9 protein-coding genes are annotated in these 12,768 nt (G+C 58.8%); 1 reads left to right on the top strand and 8 read right to left on the bottom strand.

Annotation, left to right across the window (positions count from 1 at the left end):
• The 4 genes from cas7c to KVU_RS07125 all read right to left on the bottom strand — a co-directional run bounded on the left by cas7c (position 1) and on the right by KVU_RS07125 (position 6,097).
• Entirely contained in the window at positions 1-951 is a 951-nt protein-coding gene (cas7c, locus tag KVU_RS07140) for a type I-C CRISPR-associated protein Cas7/Csd2 (protein ID WP_013384680.1), read from the bottom strand.
• On the bottom strand, positions 948-2,717 hold the full coding sequence (cas8c, locus tag KVU_RS07135; RefSeq protein ID WP_013384679.1) for a type I-C CRISPR-associated protein Cas8c/Csd1: 1,770 nt from the start codon (positions 2,715-2,717) through the stop codon (positions 948-950). The genes cas7c and cas8c overlap by 4 nt, the downstream gene beginning before the upstream one ends.
• Positions 2,714-3,607, bottom strand: coding sequence for a type I-C CRISPR-associated protein Cas5c (gene cas5c / locus KVU_RS07130; RefSeq protein WP_236953060.1), 894 nt, complete (start codon positions 3,605-3,607; stop codon positions 2,714-2,716). The genes cas8c and cas5c overlap by 4 nt, the downstream gene beginning before the upstream one ends.
• Before the next feature lie 252 nt (positions 3,608-3,859).
• The gene (locus KVU_RS07125) at positions 3,860-6,097 is read right to left on the bottom strand and encodes a CRISPR-associated helicase/endonuclease Cas3 (protein ID WP_013384677.1); all 2,238 of its coding nucleotides are present in this window, start codon (positions 6,095-6,097) and stop codon (positions 3,860-3,862) included.
• Between the two features lie 410 nt (positions 6,098-6,507).
• On the opposite strand from KVU_RS07125, the gene KVU_RS07120 reads away from it, so the two are divergent.
• Positions 6,508-8,247: a pyrroloquinoline quinone-dependent dehydrogenase gene (locus KVU_RS07120; RefSeq protein ID WP_013384676.1), complete on the top strand. Its 1,740-nt coding sequence runs from the start codon at positions 6,508-6,510 to the stop codon at positions 8,245-8,247.
• A gap of 39 nt (positions 8,248-8,286) precedes the next feature.
• On the opposite strand, the gene KVU_RS07115 is transcribed toward KVU_RS07120, so the two are convergent.
• The 4 genes from KVU_RS07115 to KVU_RS07100 form a co-directional block, all read right to left on the bottom strand.
• Complete coding sequence (locus KVU_RS07115; RefSeq protein ID WP_013384675.1) at positions 8,287-9,192, bottom strand: LysR family transcriptional regulator; 906 nt, start codon at positions 9,190-9,192, stop codon at positions 8,287-8,289.
• Positions 9,193-9,263: 71 nt separating this feature from the next.
• Positions 9,264-9,932 carry a 4-carboxy-4-hydroxy-2-oxoadipate aldolase/oxaloacetate decarboxylase gene (locus tag KVU_RS07110; protein WP_013384674.1) on the bottom strand — a complete coding sequence of 223 codons (669 nt, stop codon included), beginning with the start codon at positions 9,930-9,932 and terminating at the stop codon, positions 9,264-9,266.
• Positions 9,933-9,952: 20 nt separating this feature from the next.
• A complete protein-coding gene (locus KVU_RS07105) occupies positions 9,953-11,626 on the bottom strand; it encodes an ABC transporter permease (RefSeq protein WP_013384673.1) in 1,674 nt (557 codons plus the stop codon).
• Entirely contained in the window at positions 11,623-12,762 is a 1,140-nt protein-coding gene (locus tag KVU_RS07100; protein WP_014537823.1) for an ABC transporter ATP-binding protein, read from the bottom strand. Before KVU_RS07100 ends, KVU_RS07105 begins: the two co-directional genes overlap by 4 nt.
• Between the last annotated feature and the right edge of the window lie 6 nt (positions 12,763-12,768).

Here is a 12,768-nt window from a genome sequence, read left to right as displayed (position 1 = left end):
TTACAACTCGATAATGTCGACGCCCGCGGGCAGGGCCTCGCGGTCGATCTCGATCAGATAGTCACCGAATTTACGGGCAGGGGGTTGGTTGTCGAGGCGGCTGTCGCCGATGGGGCGGAACTCTCCGGCCAGATTGCGCCCGATGCGAACCCTGTCGAACAGCTCATGCGCGGGGGCATTGCCGAGTGCGTTTTCATGTTTGAATACGATCAGCTTGCGGGTCGCCATTTCGCCCCGCGCGGCCGAGCGATCATGCTCAAAGGCGTTCTTCAGGGCCTCTAGCAGCAGATCAAGATCCGCCTCAGAAAATCCAGTCCGCTCGGCGAATTTGGCCGAAACAAAGCCATGCGCGACATAGAGGCCATACGGCACGATATGTTTGCGCCCCATTGTACGATTTTCGGTGCGCTGATCGCCGTCGGAGCCTTCTTCGGCCTTTTTCTTTTCAGCTTCGTTGGTCGCAGCCATGCGAGTAATTGTGATCTCGGCCGGCAAAATGCGTTCTACCGATGTGGCGAAAGTCATTTGCACCGGTCCCTTGACCTGCCCGCAATTGATGCCCGTCGACATCACCGCGCCAAAGGTGCGCACGTCAAAGAAATTCGCGCACATCCAGTCGCGCAATTCCTTGGCTTCGGCATCGTCTTTGGGGTTTAGCTTTTTGTCAGTCTTGGCTTTTTCATCGCCAGGGCGTTTGGCGATATAGGCGGCCCGATGCTTTTCATTCAGGATCGCACCCTCCTGAACATAGATATGATGGCCGTCCTTGCCCTCATGCGCCAGCTCTACATAGTTGCGGATCTTGCGTTTTAGGCTGACATCCGAAACGAGGCCATGCCCGGTCTCTGGGTCCAGGCGGGGCTGATTTCCCGCATCAGGGTCGCCGTTGGGGTTGCCGTTGGTTACATCGAAGATCAGCACGAAATCATGGCGGCGGGATAGCGTAGTCATGCGGTGGTCTCCGGTTGGGTCTCAGTCACTGAGTCAGTTTTGGTATCGCGTTTGCGGAAAAAATCACTGCGCTGGTGATAATAGCCAAGGCCGAACAGGCCCTGTTCCGGCGCATTGAGAAAGGCCGGGATCGGGTCTTTGTCTGGCGACATCTGATCCATGATCGACATGATCAGCTGGTCAAGGTTGACCGCGCGGCCAGCATTGATTTTGCGCAATTTGGTAAAGTGGTTCTGTGCGCCGCTATCAAGGGTGGCAAACACCTTTTGCGGTGAGGCCGAGGCCGCGCCATAGAATTTGTCCTTGATCGTGGCGTTGACATTGCGGCCAAGCGCCTCGCGTTGGACTTCTTCATAGGCGGCAAAGAGGCGGCCAAGCAGATAGCCCTTGCTGTCACTAAACGTAGGATTAAGCGCCACCGGGGCCTCCTTATTGAAATTTCGGACCAGGACGGATTTTAAAACTGCCGCCCGCAGCGCATTGACCTCGCCGTCTGACCTGATCCGCATCAGCGCTGTTGCAAGCAATGTCATCGGATAGGGCGTTCGGGTTAAGATGGCGCGCGTCCATTCGCCGGCCAGATTGGGCGGGATATTCTCGCGCTTGTTCAATACCGCAAGTTCGACCAGATAGCGCCACAGAGGGGGCCAGCCATCGCGCGGTGGCGGTTCGATCTTTGTATCTTCAAGATAGGCCTGATAATTGCGGGTCAGTTGCGCAAAATCGTTCTCCCAATAGAAACGCACAGAAAGGCGCGCGGCATTAGGGGCAAGGCTTAGAACATGAAAGCGCACCCCTTGGGTCAATTGGGGTTCGACCTCGTCCAACCGTTCGCCGCGCCGAATTCGCTCTAGCTTGGCGGCGATCTTTTTGGTTTCTATACTATCGTCATCATGTGCGGCCTCGGGCGTGTCGAACATGCCTGCGAACAGCGATTCCGCCATTTCAGAAATCAAACCAGACGCGTCCGCCCAAAAGACGGTCGAGGCATCGCCAATCTGCAGACGATGCCCACTGTCTTTTTCAAGGAAGCGGTTCAATGCGGTCGTATACTGAAAGGTTGCGACCTCGGACACGGGGGCGTTGTCGCCTTGTTCGTGGCCGTAGGACGTAAACGCGTCGAGGTTGAATGACACCAAACTCGCGCCAGCGGTTTGCGCACCCCAGACGCCTTTGATCGAGGGGTGCAAACGCGCGATGGGGGCGGGGTCGCCACTGACCAGGCAAATCTGCGGATCTGACGCACCTTCTGTGCCAAGCCGCTGCCAGATCTCTTTCGCGCCAGAACGTTCGTGAATGTAGCGTTCGCGGTACTCGCTGGCGAGGGCAAAGACGATATTCTGATCGCGCATATCCTCTGGCCAGACCGGTGCAGTAAATCTGTCGGCGGTCCAAGCGTCAAGGAAACGCAGCAGTGCCAGCAGGCCCTCGTCCTGTGTCCCGGCCAGCCATTGCACATGCATTTCGCGAAACTTGGCATGCTCATCGGCCGTGCGTTTGCCTTCGCCTGCGGTTACGCCCAGAACATAGGCCGTTTTGTCCCAAAGGAAATTCGGTGCGATCCCCGCGGTGCGTTTTACCGCTTGCGGCACCAAAAGCATGGCGGGGCTACGCTTTTTATCGTCCTGACGCTTGTCTATGACATCGTGAACAGACCCATCTGCGTTCAGTACGATGCAAAAACCGATTTTCTCGGAGGAGAAGCCATACGGAGGCGCATCTGGCAGCCGTTCATAGGCGCGCGATAGCGATGAAAGCACGCTCATCGTTTGATATCCGGGCTGCCGGGGGCGGGTATTTCGACAATGCCATCGCGCAAGGTGGCGCGAAAGAACATCGAGGGACGCCCAGGCGCCATATGATCGATATCCCATAACATGAAACCCAGATCACGCGGTGTGCCAAAGCCAAGATCGCTCGTTTCCGCTTCTGGCGCACGAGAGGGGCGTGGAGCGCCATTGGTTTGGCCGGCATGCAACATTGCGCCCCAGCTATGGCCATCAGGGGACGGTATGACGGCGTCCGGTGGGACCAGTGCAAAATGCGCGACGAATTCGCGTGTGCCAAGGCTGGGCTGATTAAAGCATTGCCCCTTGGCCGCGCGGCGATTGAAAATATCGAGATGCTTGCCGACCGTATCATCTGGCCCGGCCTTTGCAGTCAGATCAAAATGCGCCTCGATCACATAGGCAGGCGCCACTAGGACATTTGACGCACGCTGTTGGCGATCTTGGTCCACCAGAATCTGTAAATCAGCCAGATCACCCCGGTTCATCGCAGCTCTTATTTTCCCCGCAGGGGCCTTATGCCCAACTTCATTGCGGCGAATGGATTGAAACCGGATAGGCTCTAGCACATGGATGCGATCCACAATCCAGCGAATAGCAGGTTTCCAATGAATAGCCTCTAGAATCCCGCGTGCGGCAGAAGGCGTAATCACATCATATGAGGCACGTTCGACCTTTAACTCGGGACGCGTAAAAAGTCCATGCGTGCCCCAAATATGCAGTCGAATGCCATAAGTCATTATTTTTCCTTTAAATAAGGTCAACTTATCTAGGAAATCGATTCTGGCAAGCGGTATTTGGCAAAAGTGATGATGGCGCCCGCAATAAATAGCGAACGCCATGCCAGTGGTGATGGTATAGTGTGCCACTCTATATTTCTATCCGAGCCCCGAATATGCGAGAGCGACAAGCCGTCAGCCTTTCATTGCTAGGTAATCTGGTTGATGATTTTGAAGGCAAAGATCAGGATCTCTGCAACAAGATCTGTGAGGCGTGTGGGTAATCTTGGGTGTGTTAGGTATCTCCTCTTGACTTCACTCGTACGCACAAGGCGGATGCGTTTTTGGAGCTGTGAATGAATTCTTAATAGAACGTTAAACTATTAAAAATTACACCAAGCCCTACCAGATGCTGTCTGCAATATAGTCAGCTCCTTCCCACCAAAGCCCGCTGTCCCTGCGATACAGGCTGGCGTCTGTCAGCACAAAGAATTGCGCGCCGCGCAGATGCTGTGCCGCAAAATCGCCCTTGCCGTTCGTGCGTAATGCCTCGCGCGATTTTTCCGGGATCTGCACTGTGTAATGTTGTAATGCACGCGCCAACGTGCCCGATGATACAGCCTCAACCTCCAGTCGGTCGATTTCCCGCTGTGCGATTGCGTCGCCGGGAATGATTACCGGCACCATGGTTGTGTCGATCATCCGATAGGCCTCGGCAATGGTGCGGAACGCAAAATCGGTGCCGCCGCGACCGACCCGCAGCTTGCCGATAATATCCGCGGCATCCAGCAGCTTTGGTCCCGCTTGCCAGTAAACATGTTCGAACCAGTCGCGCATTGCGGCAGGGTTCAGCAGGTCGTCAAAACGGCGGGCGGTGCTGCGCATGGCGTCGGCCAATGTCTTGATTGCGGCAGGCATGGGGCGATCTGACGCCGAGAAGACCGTCAAGATACTGCCCGCTAGCGGTCTGCGCCCTTCGCGGTTCACGCGTCCGGCCGCCTGAACGCAACTATCCAGCCCAGCTTCGGCGCGCCAGCCGACAGGGAAATCCAAATCCACGCCTGCCTCGATCAGGCTCGTGGCAATCAGGCGACAGGGTTGATTGGACTTCAGTTTTTCGCGAATCTCTGCGATCAGGGCCCGGCGGTCCGACGGGTATTGGCGCGTCGTCAAATGAACGAGCCCCTTGATATCCGCCTGTTCGGCGGCTTTGAAAAGCTCCAGCGCATGGGCGCGGCTGTTTACGATCACAAATCCCTGTTCTGTCCCAGCGAGGGCATCGATCAAATCCTGATCCGACATTTCACCGCCTTGTCGGATATGCGCGCGCCGCAATTGTTGCGCCAATAGTTCAGGTTGCGGTGCCAGTTCGCGATCGTCCAGCGCGAGGCCGCCTTCTTTCAACTGTCTGCTGTCAAACGCAGGTTGCGTTGCTGTGCACAGCACAACAGTGCAGCCATAATGCGTGCAAAGCGACTCGATCATGCGCAGGGTGGGTAACAACAAATGGCGCGGCAGGCATTGCGCCTCGTCCAGAATAATCACCGCGCCCGCGATATTATGCAGCTTGCGCGCACGCGAGGGACGCGCACTGAACAGGCTTTCAAACAGTTGTACATTCGTGGTGACAACGATGGGCGCCGCCCAATCCTCCATTGCAAGCTGTAATTTTTCGCGTTGGCCGGCGTCTCGTTCGTTGGCATCTATTGCGGCGTGGTGTTCCAATACGACATCGCCGAACAGATCCCGAAACGTGCCTGCTGTCTGCTCGGTCACCGAGGAGTAGGGGATGGCATAGATGATCCGTCGATGCCCATGCGCCATGGCGTGATCAAGCGCAAACCCCATGGACGCCAGCGTTTTTCCCCCACCTGTTGGAACGCTAAGCGTGAAAAGGCCGGGGCGCTGCGAGGCTTGGGCCCGGACATGGTGCAAAATATGGCGGCGGATTGGATTTACATCCCCCGTATCTGGCAAGCGGTTCATGTGGTTGTCGAACCGCTCGCGCAGATCGGGTAAAAGATCGGGCAGGCTCGGCCAATCACGCGGCCGATCATAGGCGTCAATCTTGGCGTAATAGGATTCAGTGTCGCGAAAGTCCGCATCGACCAAACATGAGAAGACCATTCTTGTCGCAAGCGATAGATTGAAGGCAGGATTAGGCCCGGCACATTTGGCGAACAGCTCGTGCGATATAGGGGCAAAATCTGGCGGCTCTTGCGCGATGAGATTTTGCGGAATGGGATTGGTTGTGCGGTTGAATGTTTCGATCCGCGCGGTCATACACGAATTCTGATCATTTAGCTTGTCCGGCAGGCCCGCGTGATGACCTAGGATCGTATAGGCGATCGCCTCGGCGGTCGGTTGATCTTTAGGCGCGGCTTGTTTTAAAGCAAGCCATCCGCCTGCCGTAGAATGGTCAACGCGGATATCTCGCCCCTGCAATACCTGATCAAATGCGGGATCATTCTTTCCGAAATCATGTAATGCGCCAGCAAGGGATGCAGCGAGCGGTAATCCGATCTTTACGCCGCGTGCGTTGGCAAGCGCGGAAACAGCGTCGTGATGATCTGACAACAACTGCCAATCGCTGCGGTCCGCATGTTTGCCCGAATGCGCATAAATTCTATTCTCGCTCACTATGATGATCCTTTATAATTAGAACTGCCAATTCTACGCCAGCTTTCATGACAGTGATGAGCTTGCCAAAATCGATTTGCGAATGGGAAGGCAGATTATGAGGCTTTATAAGGGGGTAATGGCTATTATATATGGCACGGCCGTCATTGCTATGGCGGATAAGTCGTATAATCCGCGCGCTATCACGAAATTCTTTATTCTCTAACCAAAAGGCGAAGTCGGTTGTCGGATTTTCGCATGATTGCGGCATAGACAAGACAAAGCCGTCCAGCAGCGCCCGCGGTGTCGTGGATCTTTGCAGATCATCCCTTGCCTTCGGCGGCAAAGTGTCGCAGCTTCATATTGTCCCAGCCAACGCTGTGCCGCGACTGCGGCCCGTTAGCGCGGTGAAACCCCATTGGAGGACAGTCATGAACCCCACAACGCTGCTTCGCACCAGCGCGGCCGTGCTATTGCTTACCGCGCCCGCCGCATTCGCGCAGGTAACCCCGATTACCGATGAACTGCTGGCGAACCCGCCCGCTGGTGAATGGATTAACTACGGCCGCAACCAAGAAAACTATCGCCACTCGCCCCTGACCCAGATCACTGCCGACAACGTTGGTCAGTTGCAACTGGTCTGGGCCCGCGGGATGGAGGCGGGGGCCGTACAGGTCACGCCGATGATCCATGATGGCGTGATGTATCTGGCAAACCCCGGTGATGTGATCCAGGCGCTGGATGCGCAAACAGGCGATCTGATCTGGGAACACCGCCGCCAACTGCCCGCCGTCGCCACGCTAAACGCCCAAGGCGACCGCAAGCGCGGCGTCGCCCTTTACGGCACGAGCCTCTATTTCAGCTCATGGGACAACCATCTGATCGCGCTGGATATGGAGACGGGCCAGGTCGTATTCGATGTCGAACGTGGATCGGGCGAAGACGGCTTGACCAGTAACACCACGGGGCCGATTGTCGCCAATGGCGTCATCGTCGCGGGTTCCACCTGCCAATATTCGCCCTATGGATGCTTTATCTCGGGGCACGATTCCGCGACGGGTGAGGAGCTGTGGCGCAACCACTTTATCCCGCAGCCGGGCGAAGAGGGTGACGAGACTTGGGGCAATGATTTCGAGGCGCGCTGGATGACCGGCGTCTGGGGTCAGATCACCTATGATCCCGTGACGAACCTTGTGTTCTATGGCTCGACCGGCGTGGGCCCAGCGTCCGAAACCCAGCGCGGCACGCCGGGCGGCACGCTGTATGGCACCAACACCCGCTTTGCGGTGCGTCCCGACACGGGCGAGATTGTCTGGCGTCACCAGACCCTGCCGCGCGACAACTGGGACCAAGAATGCACGTTCGAGATGATGGTCGCCAACGTCGATGTGCAACCCTCGGCCGAGATGGAGGGTCTGCGCGCCATCAACCCCAATGCGGCGACGGGCGAGCGCCGTGTGCTGACGGGTGCGCCTTGCAAGACCGGCACGATGTGGTCGTTTGATGCGGCCTCGGGCGAATTCCTGTGGGCGCGTGATACCAACTACACCAATATGATCGCCTCGATCGACGAGACCGGCCTTGTGACGGTGAACGAGGATGCGGTGCTGAAAGAGCTGGACGTTGAATATGACGTCTGCCCGACCTTCCTGGGTGGGCGCGACTGGTCGTCAGCCGCACTGAACCCGGACACCGGCATTTACTTCTTGCCGCTGAACAATGCCTGCTACGATATTATGGCCGTTGATCAAGAGTTTAGCGCGCTCGACGTCTATAACACCAGCGCGACCGCAAAACTCGCGCCGGGCTTTGAAAATATGGGCCGCATCGACGCGATTGATATCAGCACCGGGCGCACCTTGTGGTCGGCGGAGCGCCCTGCGGCGAACTACTCGCCCGTTTTGTCGACGGCAGGCGGTGTGGTGTTCAACGGCGGGACCGACCGCTATTTCCGTGCCCTCAGCCAGGAAACCGGCGAGACTTTGTGGCAGGCCCGTCTTGCGACGGTCGCGACGGGGCAGGCGATCAGCTACGAGTTGGACGGCGTGCAATATATCGCCATCGGTGCGGGCGGTCTGACCTATGGCACGCAATTGAACGCGCCGCTGGCCGAGGCAATCGATTCGACCTCGGTCGGTAATGCGATCTATGTCTTTGCACTGCCGCAGTAAAAACGAATACCAATGGCCGTGCCACGCGCGCGGCCATTTCTAGGTTCGGGCATGCCGCAAGCGGCTATAGCTGTTATCCTCGGCCACTTGGCGTAAGACGACGAAAAACGCTTCGGCCAGATTGGCGGGCACATGCTCGCCCCGGCGCAGATAGACATTCCGGGTGATTTCCGGATCGTCGATCAGACAGGCCGACAGGCTGTGGTCCAGACATTCATTGCGGATGGAATTCCACGACATGATCGATCCGGCAACGCCCGCCTTTACGGCGCTTTTGATCGTATCCTGCCCGTCAATTTCCATCACCGGGCCCAGCACCACATGCGCCGCCTTTGCAGCCTTATCCAGTTGATGCCGCAGCAGATTGGCCGCAGATGGCAGGATCAGCGGCAGGGCGGCGACATCGCGAAAACTCATGCGGTCCGCCACCGCCACATGCGAGACATAAAGCAGCGCTTCGCTGCCCAGCAACTGGGTCTGCGCGGGGGCGGTATCCTCGAGCACGACGGCCAGATCGATATTCTGCTGCCGGATCGCATCAAGGGATTCGTCATGGCGCATTTCCACAATGCGCAGCGCGATATCTGGAAGGGCCAACTGCGTGGCCTGAATAATCGCAGGCGCCAGACTTGCCCCCCACGAGGGCAACAGACCCAGTCGAACCGGCGCGCGGGTCGTCACGGGCGAGAGATGACGCAGTTCCGCCTCGGCCTCTGACAGGTTTTCCAAAATCCGGCGCGCATGACGCAGCAGCGCCTCGCCGGCAGGGGTCAGCGTCACGCCGCGGGCATGGCGCTGGAACAATTGCAGCGCGTAATGTTCCTCGATCTGGGCGATATGGCCGCTGAGAGCGGGTTGGGCGATGTTCAACTGTCGCGCGGCGGCCGCCATCGAGCCGCATTCGGCGATGACCTTGAAATAGCGCAGCCTGCGAATGTCGAGCACGGCAAATTCCTCTGGCCGCGAGGGGAAGGCGGCCAGAGGACGATAGCGAAGCTGGGCGGTAAGCGAAAGGGTCAGTCCTCCCAGACGCAACCCTTGGCGCGCATCATGTCATAGCGATCCTCGATCTCCATCCGGCCCGACAGATGCATTTCGATCAGTTTCGCCTCGGATGCCTCGCGCGCCTCGCAGGCTTTGGCCAGCGCAAAGGGCTCTTGGCGTACAACCACGACACCGTCGTCATCGGCGACGATGATATCGCCGGGGGTGATCAATTGGTTGCCCACCATCACCGGCATATTCACTGTGCCCAGCGTGTCTTTCGACGTGCCTTTGACGCAAAGCCCTAGCGAGAAGACCGGGAAATCGCCGGCCCGCAGGCCGCGCCCGTCGCGCACACCGGCGTCGATGATCAGCCCCGCGATCCCCTTGCCACGGCAGGCCGCCGCCAGCACATCACCAAAGCCGCCCTGTTCAGGGTTGTTGCCCGCACTCAGCACCAGAACATCGCCGGGTTTGGCCAGATTGATCGCTTCGAAAATCATCAGATTATCGCCGATATGGCATTGCGCGGTGATTGCGGAGCCGCAGATCTGCCAGCCGTGGCGCAGCGGTTTGATCCGGCTATCAAGCGCGCCCAGCTTGCCTTGGGCTTCATGCACGGTGGCGGGGGAATAGGGGCGGATCGCGTCGATTGCCTCGGGCGAGGGGCGGGTAAAGCTGCGGCGCACATGGGCCATCATATCTCTCCTGTAAAATGGGTTCAGCGCTTGGCGATCAGACGCCCAAGGCCGAACATGGCTGCGATGACAAAGATGTTGATGAGGCAAAGCATCATCGAAAAGGCGGCAAGGACGCCAAAGGTGCCAGCCTCCCAAATCGAGAGGATGGCAAAGCCGACGACGGGGTTGGTGATGCCCGCCAGCAGCGCTGCGGCGGACAGATCGCCCATCATATGGACGAAGACGATGGCCCAGCCGCCGATGAAACCGGGCATGGCCAGCGGCAGGATCACGCGGCGCACCATGCGGCCTTCGCTGGCGCCGTTGATGCGGGCGGCCTCGCGCAGGTCGCGGCCGATCTGGGTGATCGCGGATGTCGCCGCAATCGAGCCGGGCGAGATATACATGACCACAAAAGCAAGGATCAGGATCATCGCCGTGCCCGACAGGTAAAACGGCGCACCTGCAAAGGCGATCAAGAAGCCGACGCCAAGGATCAGGTTCGGGATCGCGGCGGATGATTTGATCGCCGTATCCAGCCCTTTGCCGAACAGGTTCTTTCGCTCGGCGGTATAGATTGCGATGACCACGGCGATGCCCATGGCGATCAGCGCGCCGATGCTGGAATAAAACAGGCTGTTACGGATCGAACTGACCGCCATGCCGTTGACGAACAACGCTTGGTTAAAGTTGTTCAGGCTGAAGATCGCGGGGTTGATGCGCGGGCTCCAGAACGGTTGCAGGGCGACCACGGCCAGTGCCGCCAGCGGCAGGATCGAGGTGCAGGCCAGATAGATCAGTGTCAGCGTGCGCGCAGGCCATTTCCAGCGCCCCATTTCCAGCTTGCCGCCGCCGGTGGCGCGGCCGCCAACGGTTGCGAACTGGCCCTTGCCGGCCCAGCGGCCCTGAACCCACCACAGAACGCCGACGAGGATCAGGATGATCACGCCGATCATCTGCGCCTCGGGCATACGGGGCGGGAATTCGCGGTTCAGCAGATAGACGATGCGGGTGGTCAGTACATCGATCTTGGCGGTGGTGCCGATGACGGCGGGGATTGAATAAATGCCGATGCTGGTGATGGTCAGCAGCAGCGCCGACGAGACCAGCGCCGGTTTGACCGAAGGCAGCGAGACCTTCCAAAAGGTGCGCCAAATACCCGCGCCGTTAATACGCGATGCTTCCTCTAGCGCGGGGTCCATGTTGCGGAAGGCGGCTGCGGCGATCAGATAGACATAGGGCACGCCGTTGATCGTATAGATAAAGATCATCCCGGCCCAGGAATAGATATTGACCTGAAAGCTCATCCAATCCGGCAAGGTGGCCAGCCAGCCGTTCAAAAAGCCAACGCGGGGGGCGGCGATGAAGACCCAGCCGATCGACATGGCGACATTGGGGATCAGCAGCGGGATGATCGGCATCAGCCCACCGACCGCGCCCATTCCGGCATCGGTGCGCTGGTTGATCCAGGCAAGGCTGCCGCCGATGGCTACAGCGAAAGCTGTGCTGATACCGACGACAATTGCCGTGTTCAGAAACACTTGGCCGAACCACGGCTGCATCACCACCGACAGGCCCTGTTGCAGGTTGCCGCCCAGCACAGTGTTCCACAGCATCCGCACCAGCGGATAAGCGATCAGCACCACCACCAGCGCCGCGCAAAAGAACGCGACGACGGAATAGGCGCTGATCTTTGGTTTTTGCAGTGCGTTCATGCCGCACCTGTCGGGACAAGACGCAGATCAGCGGGCAGGGCACAAAGCCAGGCCGTGCCCATGCGTGCAAGCTGGCTTGTCGCCTCATGCGCGCCGGTCCAGACGGTGACGGCGCTGCCATCACCCGCACGGCACACAACCTCGGTATGCGCGCCCGAGAACATCACCGCCTCGACCATCACGGGGATCGCATTGGTATCGCCGGTGGGGCGCTCGGCCGTCAGGGTCAGTTTTTCGGGGCGGGCGACAACGGTCAGCGCGGTGCCAACGGCATGGCTTGCGCCGCCGCCATGGACGCGAATGGGGCCAAGCGGGGTTTCGACACAGACATCCGTGCCGGTGCAGGTCACCGTGCCGCGCCACATATTCGCGACACCGATAAAGCGCGCGACATATTCGTTCGTCGGGCGGTCATAGACATCCCACGGGGCGCCGATGGCGGAAATCTTGCCGTTATCCAGTACCGCAACGCGCTGGCCCAGCTCCATCGCTTCGGCCTGATCGTGGGTGACATAAAGGCCCGAGAATTGCAGGCGGCGCTGCATGGATTGCAGTTCGAACCGCAACTGCGCGCGCACCTGCGCATCGACGTTCGACAGCGGCTCGTCAAACAACACCACAGAGGAATTCGTCACCAGCGCCCGCGCCAGCGCAACACGCTGCTGCTGGCCGCCGCTGATGCGGCCTGGGAATTGGCGTTCCAGCCCGCCGACCCCGACCATCGACAGGGCCTTTGACACGCGCTCGTTAATTTCGGGCGTTGCAACCTTTTGCGATTGCAGCGGAAAGGCGACGTTCTGGGCGACGGTCATATGCGGCCACAGCGCATAGGATTGGAAAACCATCGCCAGCGCGCGGCGGTCTGGCGGCTCGTAGATCCCCTTGCGCGAGGAAAAGACGACTTTGCCATCGACGATAATCTCGCCGCTATCTGGCCGTTCCAGCCCCGCGACGCAGCGCAGCAGCGTGGTCTTGCCACAGCCCGACGGCCCCAGCAGCACGACCAGCTCGTTTTGGGCGACGATCAGGTCGATATGGTCAACGGGCGTAATCACCGTGCCATTTTCGCGGCGATAACTTTTAACCAGATCCACCACCTCGATACGCGGCGGGGTAGGTGCGCAATGCGATGTCATAAAAAC

Source organism: Ketogulonicigenium vulgare WSH-001, assembly GCF_000223375.1.
In the GTDB taxonomy this organism is placed as follows: domain Bacteria; phylum Pseudomonadota; class Alphaproteobacteria; order Rhodobacterales; family Rhodobacteraceae; genus Ketogulonicigenium; species Ketogulonicigenium vulgare.
This window is presented reverse-complemented; position numbering and strand designations above follow the sequence as displayed.

Excerpts from the sequence above, each read along its gene's own strand:
- cas7c (WP_013384680.1), bottom strand. The coding sequence starts at position 951 with ATGACTACGCTATCCCGCCGCCATGATTTCGTGCTGATCTTCGATGTA.
- cas8c (WP_013384679.1), bottom strand. The coding sequence starts at position 2,717 with ATGAGCGTGCTTTCATCGCTATCGCGCGCCTATGAACGGCTGCCAGAT.
- KVU_RS07120 (WP_013384676.1), top strand. The coding sequence starts at position 6,508 with ATGAACCCCACAACGCTGCTTCGCACCAGCGCGGCCGTGCTATTGCTT.
- KVU_RS07110 (WP_013384674.1), bottom strand. The coding sequence starts at position 9,932 with ATGATGGCCCATGTGCGCCGCAGCTTTACCCGCCCCTCGCCCGAGGCA.
- KVU_RS07105 (WP_013384673.1), bottom strand. The coding sequence starts at position 11,626 with ATGAACGCACTGCAAAAACCAAAGATCAGCGCCTATTCCGTCGTCGCG.
- KVU_RS07100 (WP_014537823.1), bottom strand. The coding sequence starts at position 12,762 with ATGACATCGCATTGCGCACCTACCCCGCCGCGTATCGAGGTGGTGGAT.